This window comes from Bacillus sp. RSS_NA_20, assembly GCF_020165915.1.
In the GTDB taxonomy this organism is placed as follows: Bacteria; Bacillota; Bacilli; order Bacillales; family Bacillaceae; genus Bacillus; species Bacillus altitudinis.
Window position 1 is genome coordinate 990,400 of the sequence record NZ_JAIUKW010000005.1, and the last position, 19,670, is coordinate 1,010,069.

Annotated in this window: 16 protein-coding genes; 1 reads left to right on the forward strand and 15 read right to left on the reverse strand. The window is 42.1% G+C overall.

Annotated features, from left to right (window positions below):
* Positions 1-14 precede the first annotated feature (14 nt).
* From LCD32_RS10610 to LCD32_RS10640, 7 genes are all read right to left on the reverse strand, one after another.
* On the reverse strand, positions 15-998 hold the full coding sequence (locus LCD32_RS10610; protein ID WP_007501148.1) for an alpha-ketoacid dehydrogenase subunit beta: 984 nt from the start codon (positions 996-998) through the stop codon (positions 15-17).
* A gap of 12 nt (positions 999-1,010) precedes the next feature.
* Positions 1,011-2,003 carry a thiamine pyrophosphate-dependent dehydrogenase E1 component subunit alpha gene (locus LCD32_RS10615; RefSeq protein ID WP_017367570.1) on the reverse strand — a complete coding sequence of 331 codons (993 nt, stop codon included), beginning with the start codon at positions 2,001-2,003 and terminating at the stop codon, positions 1,011-1,013.
* Between the two features lie 17 nt (positions 2,004-2,020).
* Positions 2,021-3,445, reverse strand: coding sequence for a dihydrolipoyl dehydrogenase (lpdA, locus tag LCD32_RS10620; protein ID WP_017367571.1), 1,425 nt, complete (start codon positions 3,443-3,445; stop codon positions 2,021-2,023).
* A complete protein-coding gene (buk, locus tag LCD32_RS10625) occupies positions 3,435-4,556 on the reverse strand; it encodes a butyrate kinase (protein ID WP_017357958.1) in 1,122 nt (373 codons plus the stop codon). Before buk ends, lpdA begins: the two co-directional genes overlap by 11 nt.
* A gap of 33 nt (positions 4,557-4,589) precedes the next feature.
* A complete protein-coding gene (bcd, locus tag LCD32_RS10630; RefSeq protein ID WP_035390779.1) occupies positions 4,590-5,684 on the reverse strand; it encodes a branched-chain amino acid dehydrogenase in 1,095 nt (364 codons plus the stop codon).
* A 25-nt stretch (positions 5,685-5,709) separates the two neighbouring features.
* A complete protein-coding gene (yqiS, locus tag LCD32_RS10635; RefSeq protein WP_008342231.1) occupies positions 5,710-6,603 on the reverse strand; it encodes a phosphate butyryltransferase in 894 nt (297 codons plus the stop codon).
* Positions 6,604-6,728: 125 nt separating this feature from the next.
* Positions 6,729-8,801 carry a sigma-54 interaction domain-containing protein gene (locus LCD32_RS10640; protein ID WP_060781183.1) on the reverse strand — a complete coding sequence of 691 codons (2,073 nt, stop codon included), beginning with the start codon at positions 8,799-8,801 and terminating at the stop codon, positions 6,729-6,731.
* Positions 8,802-8,950: 149 nt separating this feature from the next.
* Here LCD32_RS10640 and LCD32_RS10645 point away from each other — a divergent pair, with 149 nt between their 5' ends.
* Entirely contained in the window at positions 8,951-9,187 is a 237-nt protein-coding gene (locus LCD32_RS10645) for a DUF2627 domain-containing protein (protein WP_017357960.1), read from the forward strand.
* A 33-nt stretch (positions 9,188-9,220) separates the two neighbouring features.
* On the opposite strand, the gene LCD32_RS10650 is transcribed toward LCD32_RS10645, so the two are convergent.
* From LCD32_RS10650 to dxs, 8 genes are all read right to left on the reverse strand, one after another.
* A complete protein-coding gene (locus LCD32_RS10650) occupies positions 9,221-9,958 on the reverse strand; it encodes a glycerophosphodiester phosphodiesterase (RefSeq protein WP_035390781.1) in 738 nt (245 codons plus the stop codon).
* Positions 9,959-10,184: 226 nt separating this feature from the next.
* Positions 10,185-11,285 (reverse strand): Rap family tetratricopeptide repeat protein, encoded by a 1,101-nt coding sequence (locus LCD32_RS10655; RefSeq protein WP_019743381.1) that lies wholly within the window; start codon positions 11,283-11,285, stop codon positions 10,185-10,187.
* A gap of 449 nt (positions 11,286-11,734) precedes the next feature.
* Positions 11,735-12,538: a sporulation transcription factor Spo0A gene (spo0A, locus tag LCD32_RS10660; RefSeq protein ID WP_008342226.1), complete on the reverse strand. Its 804-nt coding sequence runs from the start codon at positions 12,536-12,538 to the stop codon at positions 11,735-11,737.
* 283 nt (positions 12,539-12,821) lie between these two features.
* On the reverse strand, positions 12,822-14,099 hold the full coding sequence (spoIVB, locus tag LCD32_RS10665; RefSeq protein WP_017367575.1) for a SpoIVB peptidase: 1,278 nt from the start codon (positions 14,097-14,099) through the stop codon (positions 12,822-12,824).
* 197 nt (positions 14,100-14,296) lie between these two features.
* Positions 14,297-16,030 (reverse strand): DNA repair protein RecN, encoded by a 1,734-nt coding sequence (gene recN / locus LCD32_RS10670; RefSeq protein WP_060781184.1) that lies wholly within the window; start codon positions 16,028-16,030, stop codon positions 14,297-14,299.
* 34 nt (positions 16,031-16,064) lie between these two features.
* Complete coding sequence (ahrC, locus tag LCD32_RS10675; protein ID WP_007501163.1) at positions 16,065-16,514, reverse strand: transcriptional regulator AhrC/ArgR; 450 nt, start codon at positions 16,512-16,514, stop codon at positions 16,065-16,067.
* Positions 16,515-16,881: 367 nt separating this feature from the next.
* Positions 16,882-17,736, reverse strand: coding sequence for a TlyA family RNA methyltransferase (locus LCD32_RS10680; protein WP_007501164.1), 855 nt, complete (start codon positions 17,734-17,736; stop codon positions 16,882-16,884).
* Positions 17,733-19,634, reverse strand: a complete 1,902-nt coding sequence (gene dxs, locus LCD32_RS10685) for a 1-deoxy-D-xylulose-5-phosphate synthase (RefSeq protein WP_007501165.1) — start codon at positions 19,632-19,634, stop codon at positions 17,733-17,735. The genes LCD32_RS10680 and dxs overlap by 4 nt, the downstream gene beginning before the upstream one ends.
* Between the last annotated feature and the right edge of the window lie 36 nt (positions 19,635-19,670).

The following is a 19,670-nucleotide window of genomic DNA, read 5'->3' on the forward strand; positions in this document are numbered from 1 at the left end:
AACCCTCCTCTTTCTTAAAACGCCGCTAGTTCTCTCATTTCAGCTTCTACCTTATCCGGATTAACCATGAAGAATTTCTCCATTGTCGGTGCATAAGGCATTGCAGGGATATCAGGTCCTGCTAGACGTTTAATTGGCGCATCTAAATCAAACAAGCAGTGCTCTGAAATGATGGCAGCTACTTCACTCATGATGCTTCCTTCTTTTGTATCTTCTGTTAACAAGAGTACTTTCCCTGTTTTTGATGCCGCTTCAATAATCGCTTCTTGATCAAGCGGGTACACTGTACGTAAATCGAGAATATGAGCAGAAATTCCGTCCTTCGCAAGGCGCTCTGCTGCTTGGAGGGCAAAATGAACACAAAGGCCATATGTAATGACCGTAATGTCATCGCCTTCTCGTTTCACATCCGCTTTTCCAATAGGGAGCGTATAATCCTCTTCAGGCACTTCTCCTTTAATGAGACGGTATGCACGTTTGTGTTCAAAGAACAATACAGGATCTGGATCACGCACTGCGGCTTTTAACAACCCTTTGACATCATAAGGTGTAGAAGGCATCACAATCTTTAAGCCTGGCTGATTGGCAAAAATGGCTTCGACCGATTGTGAATGATAAAGCGCCCCGTGTACGCCGCCCCCGTAAGGAGCACGAATGACCATTGGGCAGCTCCAATCATTATTGGAACGATATCTAATTTTTGCAGCCTCTGAAATGATTTGGTTGATGGCTGGCATAATAAAATCCGCAAATTGCATCTCTGCGATCGGACGCATTCCATACATAGCAGCCCCAATACCTACACCTGCAATCGCTGATTCGGCAAGAGGTGTATCCATGACGCGCGCTTCTCCAAATTGCTCGTAAAGACCCGCTGTTGCTTTAAATACGCCGCCTTTTTTCCCGACATCCTCTCCGAGCACAAACACTTTCGGATCTCGCTCCATTTCTTCTTTCATCGCTAGTGTAATAGCGTCTATATATGACATAACAGGCATTTTTCTTCCCCCTTACTCCGCATACACGTAACGAAGTGCGCTTTCTGCATCGGCATAAGCTGCATTTTCCGCTTCATCAGTGGCTTCGTTTACGATTTGCATGATTTCTTTTGTCATCTCTTCTTTCATTTCAGAAGTCATGACATTTCCTTCGATTAAGTACGTTTCATATTGAATGAGCGGATCTTTCTTTCTTGCTTCGAGCACTTCTTCTTTTTCTCGATAGCTAGAATCATCGTCATCACTTGAATGCGCAGTTAACCGGTAAGAAATGGTTTCGATCAATGTTGGGCCTTCGCCTCTTGCCGCACGGTCTCTCGCTTCTTTGACCGCTGCATACACTTCAAGCGGATCATTTCCATCAACCGTCACACCCGGCATTCCGTACCCTATTGCACGATCTGAAATACGCTCACATGCCACTTGTTTGTCATACGGGACAGAAATCGCATACTTATTGTTTTCACACATGAAAATAACAGGCAGCTTATGCACCGCAGCAAAGTTGGCGCCTTCGTGAAAGTCTCCTTGGTTTGAAGAGCCTTCACCGAACGTGACAAAGCTAACAAAATTCTTTTGCTCTAGACGCCCGGCAAGTGCGATCCCAACCGCATGAGGAACCTGTGTTGTCACAGGTGATGATCCAGTCACAATTCGGTTTGATCTTTGCCCAAAATGACCTGGCATCTGTCTCCCGCCTGAGTTTGGATCGTCTTTTTTCGCAAAACCAGACATCATTAAATCTTTCGCCGTCATCCCGAATGCAAGGACAACCCCCATATCACGGTAATAAGGTAAAACGTAATCCTCTTCCCTATTGAGGGCAAAAGCGGCACCGACTTGCTGCGCTTCCTGTCCTTGACAAGAGATGACGAATGGAATTTTTCCAGAACGGTTTAACAGCCACATCCGTTCATCAATTTTTCTTGCTAAAAGCATGGTTCTATATATGTCAATCGCTTGTTCATCTGATAATCCTAATTCCTGATGACGCATGTTACTCATCATGTTTCCCTCCTTGATTAAAAATGGATCGCCTTTCCGTCAACAGCCAGTGCTGCCTCGCCAATTGCCTCTGACAAGGTTGGGTGCGGGTGGATCGTCTGCCCCACTTCCCACGGAGTTGCATCTAATACTTTGGCTAATCCAGCTTCAGATATCATATCTGTTACATGAGGACCAATCATATGAATCCCTAAGATATCATCTGTCTTTTGGTCAGCAATGATTTTGACAAATCCATCAGACTCTCCAAATACAAGCGCTTTTCCGATGGCCATAAAGGGAAACTTCCCAATCTTGACTTCGTAGCCTTGCTCTTTTGCCGCCTGTTCAGTCAGTCCAACACTAGCGGTTTCTGGGTGAGAGTAAACACATTTAGACACGAGCGTTTCATCAAGCGGCTTTGGATCTTGACCAGCCATATGTTCTACTGCAATCATGCCTTCATGTGATGCGACATGCGCCAGCTGAAGACCGCCAATGACATCACCTATTGCGTAAATATGCGACTCTTTCGTTTGGTAATGCTCATTCACGACAATGCCATGATTTTCTGTCTGGATGTCCGTGTTTTCAAGACCTATGCCTTCCACGTTTGGCACTCGGCCAACTGAAAGAAGCAGTTTCTCTGCTTCAAACGACTGAGTGTCTCCACCTTGTTCCACTTGGATCTTGACCAGATTCTCATGCTTTTCGGCAGTATCTGGCAGAACCTTCGCATTTGTCACTAAGGTGATGCCCTTTTTCGTTAAAAGCTTTTCCATTTCTTTAGAAATATCTTGATCCTCTGTTGGCAAAATGCGATCTGCAAATTCGATCACTGTGACTTTTACGCCAAAATCGTTAAGCATGGAAGCCCATTCGATCCCAATCACGCCTCCGCCGACAATCAGCATGGACTGAGGGAGTTCTTGCAGTTCAAGTGCTTCGTCTGATGTAAGGATGTGTGTTCCATCCGCTTCAAGTCCGGGCAGGACGCGCGGTCTTGATCCAGTCGCAATGATGACCTGCTTAGGAATCAGCATTTCATTTTCATCGCCATTCGCCATTTCTACCGAGATGGTGCCTGGCATTGGCGAAAAGATTGAAGGGCCTAGGATACGGCCTATTCCTTCGTATACATCAATTTTTCCTTGTTTCATTAAGTGTTTGACGCCGCCTGCTAATTTGTCGACAATCTCTGTTTTTCTTTTTTGTACGCTTGCAAATTGTAAGGCAATTCCGCTTGCTTCAACGCCAAAATCAGCGGCACGTTTGACCGTTTGATAGACTTCTGCACTTCTAAGCAGCGCTTTAGATGGGATACAGCCTTTATGAAGACATGTTCCACCGAGCTTTGATTTTTCTACGACTGCTGTTTTCAATCCAAGTTGAGAGGCACGAATGGCCGCTACATAGCCGCCTGTGCCTCCACCAAGAATGACGAGGTCATATTCAGTTGCCATGACTTGTCACTCCTTTCTCCGCCTTTTGATCATTTGGGTATTCTTTTGGTGATTCTTCTTCTTTTAAGATGCGAAGCGCCCCTTCTGCTAAGGATTGCAATTCATTTTCACCTGGGTACACAACAACATCTGAAATCCAGTCAATGTATCCTCTAATGCTTGACGTAATTTGTTTGCTGTAGGCAAGGCCGCCTGTTAACACAATGACGTCTACAGCTCCTTTTAAGACCGCACTAGCCGCACCGATTTCTTTGGCAATTTGATAGCACATCGCTTCATAAATAAGCGCCGCACGCTCATCACCTGCTTCGATCATGCGCTCTACTTTTACTGCATCTGTCGTACCAAGATAGCCTGCAAGACCGCCTTCGCCAATAATGCGTTTGAGCATTTCCTCTTGCGAATATTCACCAGAAAAGCATAAATTAACAAGGTCACCTGTTGGAAGAGTTCCTGCCCGCTCTGGGCTGAAAGGACCCTCGCCATGAAGACCGTTATTCACATCAATGACTTTTCCTTTTTGATGTACACCAATCGTAATTCCGCCGCCCATATGGGTAATGATCATGTTCAAATCTTCGTAACGCTTTCCAAACGAAGCAGCCGTTTTTCTTGCGACTGCTTTTTGATTTAACGCATGAAAAATGCTTTTCCGCTCAATTGTTGGCAGTCCTGAAATACGAGCAATCGGCTGTAGTTCATCTACGACTACGGGATCAACAATAAAAGCTGGGATGTTAAGGCCAAGTGCAATTTCTCGGGCAATAATTCCGCCTAGATTAGAGGCGTGCTGGCCAGCATACCCTTCTTTTAGGTCTTCAACCATTTGCTCATTTACTTCATATGTGCCACCTTCAATCGGGCGAAGCAGACCACCACGTGCGCAAACTGCATCAAACTTTGAGATGTTCATCCCCTGTTCATGCAGTGTTTTCAAAATGGTTTCTTTCCGGAATGAAAATTGATCAATGATATGAGGAAACTGCTTGATTTCCTCATCTGTATGTCTTAATGTCGTTTCAAAAATAGATCGTTCATTATGAAACACACCGATTTTTGTTGAGGTAGAGCCAGGATTAATCGTGAGAATACGCCATTCTTTTGTCAGCAAAAACAAAACCTCCGTTTCAACTCATTCATCCATTTAGCGACGACTTAAAATATGTTGACCATTTTGCAGGAATTGGCTTCTTGATTTGCGCATTCTTTCAATTCGCTCTTCAGCCAATCGGTCAGCCGCTTTATAAGTTGGAATGGCATCACGGTTAGAGATTTCAATCACTCGCTCAATGTTTTGGTAAATGCCTTCTACTTTTTTCATTGCACGATCTGCATTATAGCCATAAAGCTCATCTGCAACATTAATCACACCGCCTGCATTGATCACATAATCAGGTGCATACACAATGCCCATTTCATGAATAAGATCTCCATGATGTGTTTCTCTCAGCTGGTTATTCGCTGCACCTGCAATGACTTTTGCCTTTAATTTAGGAATCGTCACATCGTTAATGGTTGCACCGAGTGCACATGGTGCGTAAATATCACATTCTTGATCATAAATATCATCAGGGTCTACCGCTTTTGCACCGAAGTCTTCTACAGCTCGCTGAACTGAGTCTTTGTTGATATCAGTAACGATAAGCTGTGCGCCTTCTTCATGCAGGTGTTTACATAGGTTGTAAGCCACGTTTCCAACACCTTGAACGGCAATTGTTTTTCCTTCTAATGAATCTGTACCGAATGCTGCTTTTGCAGCTGCTTTCATGCCTTTATATACACCGTAAGCAGTCACTGGAGATGGGTTTCCTGAAGAACCAAATGCAGGAGAGATGCCTGTGACAAAGTCTGTTTCTTCATGGATAAGATCCATATCTTCTACCGTTGTACCGACATCTTCAGCGGTGATATAACGGCCATTTAATCCTTGAATGTAACGGCCAAAAGCACGGAACATTTCTTCATTCTTGTCTTTTCTCGGATCGCCAATGATGACCGTTTTACCGCCGCCAAGGTTAAGCCCTGCCGCCGCATTTTTATAAGTCATACCTCTTGCAAGACGCAAGGCATCTTCGATCGCTGCTTCTTCATTTTCATATGTCCACATTCTTGTTCCGCCGAGTGCTGGCCCAAGTGTTGTATCATGAATGGCAATGATGGCTTTTAAACCAGACTGTTCATCCTGACAAAATACAAGCTGTTCATAATCGTATTGTTCCATATATTTAAAAAGTTCCATTTTCTATTCCTCCTAATACTTTCACTTAATTTGATGTACAGATGGCAAGTGCAATTGAATAGAGCTTGCTTTCAGCTGAATCAGACCGGCTTGTTAAAGCAATCGGTGCTTTCGCTCCTGCCACCACAGCTCCCACTTTTGCATGAGCAAAGTAGATGAGAGATTTATAAAGAATGTTACCTGCTTCAATGGTTGGCACAAGCAAAATATCTGCATGACCAGCCACATCACTCGTAATATTTTTATGAGAAGCTGCCGTTTGAGAAATGGCATTATCTAAAGCAAGCGGCCCATCAATCAGACAGCCAGAAATTTGACCTCTTCGATTCATTTGCGCAAGGCTTGCAGCTGTGAGCGTCGAATCCATCGCTGGGTTTACGACTTCTACCGCTGATAATACCGCCACTTTGGGCATATCATTTCCGACAGCTTGTGCGACTTGAACGGAATTCACCGTAATTTCTTTCAGCATATTTAAATCAGGCGCAATGTTCATCGCAGAGTCCGTTACATAGATAAAACGGTCAAAGCCTGGTACTTCGAAAGCTGCAACATGTGAAAGGACACTCGCTGTCCGAAGCCCATACTCTTTATTTAGGACAGCTTTTAACAGTACGGCTGTCGGGACATGACCCTTCATGAGAATATCTGCATGATTTTCACTTACTGCCTGAACGGCAATTTTGGCAGATTCTTCGGGTGAATCTGAATGAATAATATCTATCCAGTCTTCATTGATCTCATGCTGTTTGACTAGCTCCTTTAGGTTGCGTTTGTTTCCAACCAGCAGGAAGCGAGCGACTTTTCGTTCGATTGCCATTTTGATGGCATGAAGCACTTCTTCGTCTTCTGCATGAGCCACAGCCGCTGTTTTATTCTGCAACTGCGAGGCTTTAATAATCAGATCGTCAAGCTTCATACTTGCCCACCTTTCCTTGTGCTCGGTTCCTCTTTTTATATGCAAGTTCCGTGCCAGCTTGAAATGTGTGAAAAATAAGCCTTTCCGCAAAGAAATTATGCAATTTCTTGCAGGTTACGTGCATGTTACTGCATGCTATCTTTTGCAAGCTGATACTTATCCATTTTATAGTAAAGATTTCGAATGCTGATCCCTAACGTTTTCGCTGTTTTTGTGCGATTGAATTGATGTTTTTCAAGGGTTTGTTTGATCAGCTGCGCTTCAAATGCTTCTACAGCCTCTGAGAGCGTCTCCCCCTCAAATTGACTAACAGCCAGTTCCTGCTGCTCTTTTTCCTCATGCTCGTCTGACTCCATGAAGGCGATATGCGCTTCATCGATCCATTCTTCTTGCGGATTCAAAAAGATCATCGCTCGTCCAAGCACATTTTCAAGCTCTCTCACGTTGCCTGGCCAGCTATATGATCGAAGTCTATGAAGCGCACGATCTGTTAAGCCGCTGACGTTTCGCCCATAGTCTAAATTGATCTTCTGGATGAGGCGTTTACTTAATGATTCAATATCTTCGAGACGCTGTCTGAGCGGTGGGATCGATATCGGGTATCTATTCATTCGATAATATAAATCCTCTCTGAACTTCCCTTCTGCCATCGCCTTTTCAATATTGACATTTGTCGCTGTGATCACACGCACATCGACCGGTATCGCTTTCGTTCCGCCTACCCGAACAATTTCTTTTTCTTGCATGACACGCAGCAATTTCGCTTGTGTACTTGGCGTCATTTCACCGATTTCATCTAAAAAGATGCTGCCTTGATTGGCTTCTTCAAACAGCCCTTTTTTCCCGCCTCGCCTTGCACCAGAAAACGCTCCTTCCTCGTAGCCAAACAGTTCTGACTCTAAAAGAGTTTCTGATAAGGCAGCACAGTTGACACGGACAAAGCGGTTGTACTTGCGATCACTTTCATTGTGAATGGCATGTGCAAACAGCTCTTTCCCAGTACCTGATTCTCCGCGGAGTAAAATGGTTGCCGGCGTTTTTGCACCCAGCTTTGCCTGCTCAAGTGCGACAAGCATTTGTTCACTTTCTCCAATAATGTCTTCAAATGTGTACTTTGCTTCAAGTGTTCGGATGAGCTGTCTTGCTTTATTTAATTCATTCGTCAATGATTGAATTTCGGATACATCGTGAATGACGCCGACACTGCCTTTTAGAATGCCGTCCACAATAACAGGTGCTACATTGACGATGACATCTTTTTTATTTGGACCAACCTTCATTCTGACGCCACGAACAGGTCTTCTTGTTTCAAGCACCTTTAAGTGCATGCTTTCCCCTTCGGAAATATCAGCACCAGCTGGTTTACCTACGACCTCTTTATCCGTTAAACCGGTCATTTTCGTATAAGCACGGTTGATCAAAATACCTTTCCCCTGCTCATCGACAACCGATATGGCTTCATCTGATGATTGAATAATCGCCTCAAGCATCGTTCTTACTTCTTTGAGGTTTGTCACTTCTTCCGCAAGCTCCACCGCATCTGTAATGTCTTTAAAGATGGATAAAGCACCTAACATTCTCCCCGCGTCATCAATAATCGGCAGACGGGTGGTCACAATTTGAATTTGCTGATTCAAAAATTGCTTTTGGTTAAATTCCGGCTCCCTTGACCTTAATATATCGGGAAGTTTCGTGTTCGGAATCACTTCTCGAATGTGACGGCCAATCGCATCCTTTTGCGAACACCCCACCATTTTGGCAGCCGATCGATTAAACAGGACCACTTCTTCATCCATATTAATAAAAATCATGCCATCATTCGTTGCATTAAAAATGCGGTCATGTTTATAGGTTTGTTCCTTCAATATTTGAATAAGCTGTTGTTTCTCTGCCATTAATTCTGACATGACATATGCCATCGAGCTTGGCACAATCACAGCATGCTCTGGTTTTTGTTCAATTAGTTCCTTCAGTACAGCAGAACTGCCTGTGGTTTCAATGATGATATCAATGTCATCTTTTATGTATTCTTTCCAATCCGTCGTCGTCTCAATTCCATTCTTTTTCGCTTCATCCATCCCCGGTGCCTCGAGATCAAGGTCGGCGATCGCAATGATTTGAACCGTATTTGTTTTCAGCAATGTTTCAAGCAGTGCTGATCCACCTTGTCCTGCACCGACAATCAAGACTCTCTGCATCCCGTTACCCCTTTATATGAAAAATTTTGCACACCATATTTTTCCGTTGCAAAAAATTGCACAACACCTATATTACCACGTTTTCCTTTCTTGACAAAATATTTTTTGAATTAGACAATGGAAGTAAATGACGTTTAAGGGGACATTTGATGGGGAGAATACTGGCATTAGTGATTATTTTAATACCTGGAGCCTTTGCAGCACTTGGCATTAAGCTGCTGCGTGACACTGTTTTCGGCATCATCATTGCACCATTTCCATATTTATGGCTGCAAGGAATTGCAGGGTTGTTATTTTTAGGGGGAGGTCTTTATGTTGTTGCAGGATTTATTTTATATAGAGACCGTAAACGAAATAAAGTAACAACTCGTTTTAAGCAAAGGTAATCATGAAAAAGACCCGCTGTTGATAGCAGGTCTTTATTTCATTTCTTCTCTTATTTTGACGGCTCGATCAGGAAAATCAGTAAAGATTCCATCAACACCCAAGGTCAACATATTTTTTATTTGCTTCTCACTGTTTACAGTAAACGGTCTGATCACTTGTTGGTCCGCATGGAGAGCGGATACAACTTCTTTTGTCACCCCAGCACCCTTTATATTCGGATGGTACCCCTTTGCCGGGATTGTTTTTAAATACATCTCCGGCTGATGAATCACATCCATCGTGAGGACCGCCAGTTCAATGTGCGGCATCAGCTTGTGAAAAAGAGCTAAGCTGCCGTGATGAAATGATGAGACAAGCACTCGATCCTCTATTTGAAAGTGCTCAATTTGCTCTTTTACTTTTTCTTCAATCCCTGGATATCGATAAATAGAGTTTTTTAATTCAATGTTGATCATAAAGGATGATCTCTGCGTCACTAACTCTAATACTTCTTCTAAAAGAGGAATGGTGACCGCACCCGTTTCTTCATAGAAAGAATGACTGGCATCTCCTCTTTTTAACTCTTCATATGTATAGTCTTTCACTAACCCTTTCATATTGGTCGTTCGGTTCAGTTTTTCATCGTGAATAACAGCCAGCCTGCCGTCTTTGGTGAGCTGAACATCAAGCTCAATTCCATCCGCTCCAGAATGGAGTGCGTGCTCAAAGGCAATCATCGTGTTCTCTGGATAGTTTCCTTTAAAGCCTCTATGCGCAAAAATTTTCGTCATATGCCACCTCTAAATATGATGATTACCTATATTATGACGTGTCTTTTTTCGTTTTGCCAGTTTGAGCACATAAAAAAACCTCTTCTAATAAGAGAGAAGAGGTTGACAGGTAAATTCGATCACGTAATCGCTCTGATGGCTTGCTCTGTCGTCTCTGCGTCAAGAGCAAAAAGGGAAGAAACAACTGCGACTGCTGTAACGATTGTTACACCTAACAACAACTTTTTCATAAGATAACCTCCACTTTCTTTTGAAGTATTTGCGCATCGAATTTCTTTTCAAGAAAACGAATGGCATTTTGATAATCATTTCGTTCCTTGAAGTATTTCGATATTTGTTCAGACAAATCCTCAAGCTCCACATATAATCTATTTTTTTCTATGTAGTCTAATTTTTCAGAGAATACGTCTGCTGCTCCACTATTTTCGCACATCAAATCCAAAATTTCAAATTTTACTATATATTCATTATTTTGGATATCGCAGCTATATTGAATCCCCTCTTTAATATATTCTTTCGCCTCATGATCTCCTAAATGAACTAAGGCATTTGCGAGAACATATAAAGATTGGATGAAATAATGGCTATTGTCGCGATGAATTTGAATGCTCATCCCTTTTTTGGCGTATTGCGCACTTTTTTCATAATCAGGTTTTGCGTAATAAAGAACCGCTAAATTGTGATAGCACTTCCCAATCAGCACTTCATTGTTAATGCGCTTACTTTTCTCAAGTGCCTCTTGGTACTTTTCCTCAGCTTCATCAAACTGTAGTAAATCAATACAGTTGCTCGCATGTAAGATCAAGCTGTCAATCGCCTGTGCGGTATATTCTTCATGCGCTTTAAATGTATCAATGGCTTTTTTAATATGATTAATGGAAATGAAATTTTGCTTCAGTTCGTAATAAATGGAAGCGACTTTATGATGAAAAGTTCCGACTTCAAGATCTTCATTCACACGTTTTAGCCGCTGCTCAGCAATCTTATAAAAACTAATCGCCTCATCATATTTTTTGACATAGGCAGCATATTGGCCTTTATAAAAGTAAAAATAAAAATTAATAATGTCATCTGCTTTTTCATCCAGCGTTCCGACACTTTTCATAATCTGATTGGCTTTTTCAATATTTCCAAGTAACATTTCATGTCTGCCGTCGACTAGCTGATAATAAAGAAGAACTTCTCGATCCTCATCTGTATTTTTTAGCAAATTCTGAATTTTCTCTTTATAGACAGCAGATTTTTCTAGGTCATTCTGAGAAATGACCCTCGTCCACTTGCTAATTTCGTTCGCAACCTCAGCAGAGTGGATTTTCAGCTTTCCCATAACCTCACCCTCTTCTTTTCATTATTATAGCATAGTAAAAGAATGTGAAAATTATTAAATTCGACAATGGGAATATTCAGTTCAAATGGCACAATCTCTAAGAAGCCAGTGACTTTAAAACGCCAACCAATCGGGTCAATAGAAATAGAACTTTCGATCTCATTTACTTTATTTACTAATTACATAAGACCTTTTCCTCTCATCCTTTTTCTTACGAATGAGCGTTTTCTTCTTCTATAAACCAATTGATTAGCGTAGCTGATTACCACTATTTTATGTCCTATTCATTTCTTTCATGCTTTATTTTTCATTTTATTCTGAAAATAAAGCAGCCCGTTTGTCCAATTTAAACATTAAAGATGATTTTATCAACATAACCATTTTTTAGCAATATTTTACGAAAATAAAAAAACGCCTCATTGAAGAAACGTTTTTTTATGGACGTTGACTTAGCTTGCTCTATGCTCTAAACGCAGACGATCAGCTACCATGGCAATAAATTCGGAATTGGTCGGTTTGGCTTTTGACATGCTGACTGTGTAGCCAAAGAGTGAGGAAATGGAGTCAATATTCCCTCTACTCCAAGCCACTTCAATGGCATGACGAATCGCTCGTTCTACCCTGCTGGCTGTCGTGTTAAATTTCTTTGCAATGTCTGGGTACAATACTTTTGTAATACTGCCGAGTAGTTCAATATCATTGTACACCATCGAAATGGCTTCTCTTAAGTATAAATAGCCTTTAATATGAGCTGGCACGCCAATCTCATGAATAATCGTCGTAATGCTCGCATCTAAGTTCTTACGTTTCGGTTCAGGTTTGCTGCGAAGGACACTGTTTTGGATAGATGAAGATCGGTGGCTGACTTGTGTGCCGTTTCCACTGACTTGACGAATATGACCTACGAGGTTTTCCATATCGAATGGTTTCAAAATGAAATAGGATGCGCCCAAATCGACTGCTTTTTTCGTTACGTCTTCTTGTCCAAAAGCCGTCAGCATAATGACACTTGGCTGTTTGGTCATTTCATTGTTTTCACGGAGGCGTTCCAGTACAGCAAGACCGTCTAAATGAGGCATGATAATATCTAAGAGGAGAACGTCGGGCTCTTTATCTTTAAATAATGTCAGACATTCCTGACCATTATACGCCACGCCAAGTACTTCCATATCTTCCTGTCCCTCAATATACTCTGTCAAAAGGCCAACAAGTTCTCGATTGTCATCAGCTACACACACTTTAATTTTCTCCACGTTCTTTCCTCCCCAATGTCGATTCCTTAGTCTTTTGCATTTCTCTTCTGAGTGTTCAATTCGACAAAACCATGCTATCCCCTTTAAAAAAGTTTAATTTTCCGAATAATAGAGCATTATCTAGCTTTTTCTACGTTTTTCTTAATGAATCGACGATTATTGCAATTTGACAACACACTGTTTTCCATTTTGTCGAAAAATCTCTTTTTCCTTATTTTATAACATGATGGAAGAGAAAGAAAGGGTAGAAAAAAACTGCCGGAAGATTCGCGGCAGTTTTTCATCAGCTTGCTTTTTTGTTTTTTTGATAAAGGTCAATTCCTGCTTCTGACAGCATCCATTCAATGTGTACGCCGTATCCGCTTGTCGGGTCATTGACGAACACGTGAGTGACCGCTCCAATGACTTTGCCATTTTGGATGATCGGACTACCGCTCATTCCTTGAACGATCCCGCCCGTTTTGCTTAATAAGCGTTCATCTGTTACTTTAAGCACCATTCCTTTTGTTGCCGGGAATTTTTGTGGTGTTGTGCTGACGATTTTAATATCAAATTTCTCTACTTTATCATGGTCCACGACCGTTAATATTTCGGCTGGACCTTCTTTTACTTCATTTGATAATGCGACTGGAAGTGGTTTGTCTGCTACATGATTTTCAAGTTTTTCGGTTAACGTACCAAATATACCGAATGGACTGTTACGTGAAATATCACCTATCGTTTTTCTTTCGGAAGAAAACCTGGCCAATTTTTCTCCAGGGTTGCCTCCTGTCCCTTTTTCAATGGATGTGACAGTTGATCTGACAATTTCACCATTGTCGACCACGATTGGTTTTTTTGTATCCATGTCAGAAATCACATGCCCAAGGGCGCCATATTTTTTAGAAGATGGTTCAAAGAAGGTCATCGTCCCGATTCCTGCTGCGGAGTCACGAATATAAAGACCAATTCGATAAGTACCTTCACTTGAATCTTTAGCGGGTGTTAATGTCGTTTGAAAGGTTTTATGGTCTCTTTTTATGAGTAAATGAAGGGTTTCCCCCGTTTTTCCGGCTTTCTGAATAAATGGGGTGAGGTCATTCATCTTCTCCATTTTCTGACCATTGATCTCAATGATCATATCCCCTGATTGAATGCCTGCAGCTTCACCTGGTGATTTTTTGCCGTCTGCTGTTGTGATTTGATGAAAACCGACAACGAGAACTCCGACAGAGTGGAGTTTGACGCCAATGGATTGTCCTCCAGGAATGACTTTTAATTCGGGAAGAACATCGACTTTTGTTTTCTTAATAGGAAATCCTTTAAAATCATAAACAATTTCGGCTTTTCCCGCCTTTTGTCCCGTTACTTCAAGTTGATTCTTTTTCTCTGAAAGACTAAAGGCTGGTGAAGAAGCATTGGCTGACGCTTCAATGGATGTATCAATCGAATGCTTCTCGTGTTCAAATACTGCGACAGTTGTTGGAATGCTGATATATTCCTTCACTATGCTCATAAACCCTGTACTTATTAAAGAAACAAGGAGAATCACACCAATGGCTTTTCTCATCTTTTCGGGCATTCATTTTTCACTCTCCTCGCTCCTTACCCACACCAGAACATTAATGTTTTGGCTACATCTTTACTTTTGCCTTCTTAGCGAGGATTTATAACCGGCACCTTTAGAAAATGATTGGATAAATTGATAAAAGAAAAAGACGATTTCATGCGTATATACGGCGAATATGAGACAATATAAAAAGGCAGCTGTTGTTTCAGCTACCCTGTCGTTTTGACATCATTTGCTTGGTGCAGTAATTCTTTTGCATGCTGTTTTGTGAGCTCAGTGACTTCTACACCAGCAATCATTCGGCCAATTTCACTCACTTTTTCATCATCACTGAGTGGTTTGACGTTCGTCATTGTTCTACCAGCTTTAGCGCGTTTAGAAATAAAAAGATGTGTATCAGCCATAGCTGCGACTTGCGGAAGATGGGTAATACAGAGTACTTGTGAGCCTGCTGCTACTTTATAAATTTTTTCAGCAATGGCTTGTGCGACTCTGCCGCTAACACCCGTATCCACTTCATCAAATATAATGGACGTCACTTCTTGTTTCGCTGAGAAAATACTTTTCACTGCCAGCATGACACGTGAAATTTCTCCTCCAGATGCTACTTTTGACAAAGATTTCATCGGTTCACCCGGATTTGTAGAAATGACAAATTGCGCTTGATCTATGCCATTTTTTCCGAGCTGTACGGGTTTTCCATCTAAAAGCGGGCAGTCCGTACTGCCAAAAGGTGCATATCGAATCGTAAAAGCGGTATCAAAAGAAGACTTCTCCATATATAAATCCTTCAATTCAGCTTGAATATGCTTCGCCAGTTTTTTCGCCCATTTTTTACGGAGCTCTGACACGTTAAGCGCTTCAAGCAATGCATCCCGGCTTATCGCATCAAGTTTGTTTTTAAGTGTCTGCAAATGGCTGTCTCGATTTTGGATTTGGTCTATCTCCTCTTCAATCTTAGCCGCATATTCTAAAATTTCCTCAACGGTTGTGCCGTACTTTCGCTTCAGCTGCTTCATCTCATTTAACCTAGACTCAATAAAATCAAGCCGGGCTGGGTCAAATTCTAATTGATCAAGCACGCTGCGCATTTGAAAAGTAGAATCTTCTAATAAATAATAGGAGTTTGACACTTGCTCAGAGAGCTTTTTCAGATCGTCGTTGATCTCAGAAACTTGATCAAGCTCGCTTGAAGCCATCCCAACCCAATCAAGTCCTCCCTGCTCATTACGCAGAGCATTATACGCGTTTTGAAGCGAGGAAAAGATTTTTTCAAAATTGCTGATTTGATGACGTTCCTCTTGAAGCTTCTCATCTTCCCCAGGCTCTAATTGTGCCGCTTCAATCTCTTCCAGCTGAAATTGCAATAAGTCTAACCGGTGAACCATTTCTTGTTCATTTTCAGACAGCTGTTTGAGTTTTTGCGCCGTCTTCATATATTGATCATACGCTTCTTGATACTGCGAGAGAGCAGGTGCAATTTCTTCTGCTCCAAATTGATCAAGCAAATGCAAATGATTTTCATCCTCCATTAACAGCTGATTATCGTGCTGTCCATGTATATCAAGCAAAAGCCGGCCAACTTCTCTTAAAAGTGAGATGGTGACAAGCTTCCCATTGATGCGGCAAATGCTTTTCCCGCTTTGATTGATATCACGGCGAAGAATCATCATTTCATCAGATGCATCAATTCCTTGCTCCTCGCAAAGGGTAAATACAGGATGATCTGCTGGTACAAGAAAAAGACCTTCCAGCTCTGCTTTTTTTTCGCCATAACGGACAAATTCGGATGATCCTCTTCCCCCTACGAGAAGTGAGACAGCGTCAATCATGATTGATTTTCCGGCACCTGTTTCCCCTGTTAGAACTGTGAGTCCTTTTTCAAACGAAACCGTTAACTCCTCAATGATTGCAAAGTTTTTAATGGTTAGTTCTGCTAACACTCATTTGACACCTCTTTTTGTAAACCTGATCTCTTTATAGAAGCTCTAAAATTTTGGACGAAACGGTATCCGTATCATCTGGCGTGCGGCAAATGATTAAGATGGTATCATCCCCACAAATGGTTCCCATAATTTCTTCCCAATCTAAATTATCCATTAAAGCACCGATGGCTTGAGCGTTCCCAGGCATTGTTTTTAGAACGATTAAATGACTGGCAGCATCCATTTTAATAAATGCGTCCATTAAGGAACGCTTTAATTTTGATAGCGGGTTAAACCGCTGATCTGCAGGAAGGCTGTATTTATATGTTCCATTATTTGTTGGCACTTTGACTAAATGCAGTTCTTTGATATCTCTTGATACGGTCGCCTGTGTGATGTTATATCCATCCGCTTTCAAAATATCGACTAATTCGTCTTGTGTTTCGATTTCTTGACTTGCGATAATTTCTCTAATCTTAATATGTCTTTGACCTTTGTTCATTTTGACCCCCCTAGGCGTTAGAATCTCAGTTTGTCTTTACGTTCTATGTTATATGATGCACACTTCAAAAAACAAGCATTACGTGAGAAACGGTCAATTCTGATCTTTTGACCATGTAAAAAGGAATAATAGCGAGCTATTATTCCGTTCAGCATGTAGACAAACCCTCGCATTCTTTGTCAGTCCTGCGCTCTGGTGCTCACGAATGTCAAATTCGCTCCGCGCCAGTACTCGTCCTTCCTAGGGCTGCAAAGGTTTTCTATCACGCTGAAAAGAAGACAAAGGGCTAAAATCAAGTTCATTTTAGCCCTTTGTCAACAATCTAAAAGGAATAATAGCGAGCTATTATTCCTTTTGTTTCAATAATTCATGTGTCAGCCGGCTCAGGACTGTTTTTCTTTTCTTTCAATACGGCATGGGCTTCTTTGACGACTTTTTCAAGTTCAGATACTGGAAGTGCCGTATTCTCTTCTTGATCGGGATGCAGGACCAAGTGGAGGAGAAATTCGATATTTCCATCTCCGCCTGTAATGGGTGAAAACGAAACATCCTTTACATCATAGCCTTCTTTTGCAGCAAATTGATTCATTTCTTCTAGCACACCAAGATGTACAGAAGGTTCTCGCACAATGCCTTTTTTTCCAACAAGCTCTCTGCCCGCTTCAAACTGCGGCTTTACTAGCGCAATACAGTCGCCGCCTGGGATAAGAATATGCTTTAATGCGGGCAGAATGAGTTTGAGCGAGATAAATGATACATCGATAGATGCAACCTCTGGTAATCCTTCGGTGAAATCTGCCGGAACAGAATGGCGGAAGTTGGTGCGTTCCATGACGATCACCCGATCATCCTGTCGTAATTTCCACGCAAGCTGATTGTAGCCAACATCCACAGCATAGGATTTGACTGCTCCATTTTGGAGTGCGCAATCTGTAAATCCCCCTGTTGATGAGCCGATATCAATTAAAAGCTTTCCTTCAACGGTTAAATCAAATTCTTGAAGTGCCTTTTCGAGCTTTAGCCCACCTCGACTGACATATTTCAGCGGATTCCCCTTCACAGTCAACGGGGTATCACGAGCGATTTTTTCTCCTGGCTTATCCAAACGGTTTTCATTTGAGTAAACGATCCCTGCCATAATGGCGCGTTTTGCTTTCTCTCTCGTTTCCATTAGTCCTTGTTCGACTAATAAAACGTCAAGTCGTTCTTTCTTTGATGTCATGATCCAATTCCTTTTCTTGGTGCTGCGGGAAGCAGGTCACGTAACGTTTCAGCAACCTGTGTTTTCGTCAGTCCAATTTCCTCAAGTAGCGCATCGACACTTCCATGCTCAATAAATTCATCTGGAATGCCCATACGTTCTACTTTTATATGAGACGCTTTTTTGTCGTGAATATATTCTAATACGCTGCTGCCAAATCCACCTTGAAGCACCGCTTCTTCTATTGTTAAAATTGGCAAACCTTCAGACAGTATCTCATTTAACATGCCTTCATCAAGAGGCTTAATGAAACGTGCATTGACAACACGGATTGATTTACCTTCTTTTTGCAGTTCTTCTGCTGCCTGCAGCGCCATTTTAATGGTTGTACCGAATGTTAAAATGACAGCATCTTTCCCGGGACGAAGAACTTCCCAAGAACCAATTGGGATGGTTTTCAGCTGTTCATCCATTTTGACGCCTAGTCCATTTCCACGCGGGAAGCGCATGGCGATTGGACCATCATCATATTGAATGGCTGTGTTGACCATATGTTGTCCTTCATTTTCATCCTTTGGCATCATGAGAACCATATTCGGCATATGACGCATGAAAGCAATGTCAAACACACCTTGATGTGTTTCTCCATCTGCACCGACAAGACCTGCACGGTCAATTCCAATGAACACATTGAGATTTTGACGACAAATATCATGCAGCACTTGATCATAGGCTCTTTGGAGGAATGTTGAATAAATCGCTAAAAATGGCTTCATGTCCTGTGTAGCAAGTCCAGCAGCCATTGTTGCAGCGTGCTGCTCTGCAATTCCAACATCAAACATTCGCTCAGGGAATTCTTTTGCAAACCCTTCAAGCTTTGAGCCAACAGGCATTGCAGGTGTAATTGCGACAATCCGCTCATCTTCCCTTGCCAGCTTTCTGACGGTTTCACTGACGAGACCACTCCATGACGGTGCAGCTGCTGTCGGTTTTACAAAGTCACCTGTGTCGATTTTGTATGGGCCTGTTCCGTGCCATGTGCCGATCTTATCAGATTCGGCCGGCTTATAGCCTTTTCCTTTTTTCGTGATGACATGAAGGAGAACCGGGCCTTTTGTTTTCTTTGCGTACTCAAGATTCTCAAACAAATCTTCATAGGAATGTCCATCTACTGGTCCTAAGTAAGTAAAGCCCATTTCCTCAAAGAACATACCAGAGACAAGCAAATATTTCAGACTGTCCTTGATACGTTCTGCTGTTGCAGCAAGCTTCCCGCCTACTGCTGGGATACGCTTGAATAAGTATTCAAGCTCATCCTTTACCCATTGGTATTTACCAGCTGTACGTAGTCTGCCAAGCATTGTATGGATCGCCCCAACGTTTGGCGCAATACTCATTTCATTGTCGTTTAAGATCACAATCATGTCTTTTTTTTCATCCCCGATATGGTTCAGTGCTTCTAACGCCATACCGCCGGTTAGTGCACCATCGCCGATAATCGGGAGAATGTATTCATCTGTTCCTTTAATGTCACGCGCTGCTGCCATTCCCATTGCACCAGATAATGAGGTTGAACTGTGTCCAGTCTCCCAAACATCATGTTCACTTTCATTTCGTTTAGGGAACCCGCAGAGCCCTTTATATTGACGAAGCGTATCAAACTCGGCTCCTCTTCCAGTTAACAGCTTGTGAACGTAAGACTGATGTCCAACATCCCAAAGAAATTTGTCTTTCGGGCTGTCAAATACTTTGTGAAGTGCAACAGTAAGTTCAACGACACCAAGGTTTGGACCAATGTGCCCACCAGAGTTCGCTAACGACTCAATTAAAAACGTGCGAATGTCCGCACTCAGCTCCTCTAATTCTGCATTTGACATTCCTTTTAGAAACGTTGGATTTTTTATTGATAAAAGATCCAATCAGGATCAACTCGCTTTCAACAAAATTTCTATCTA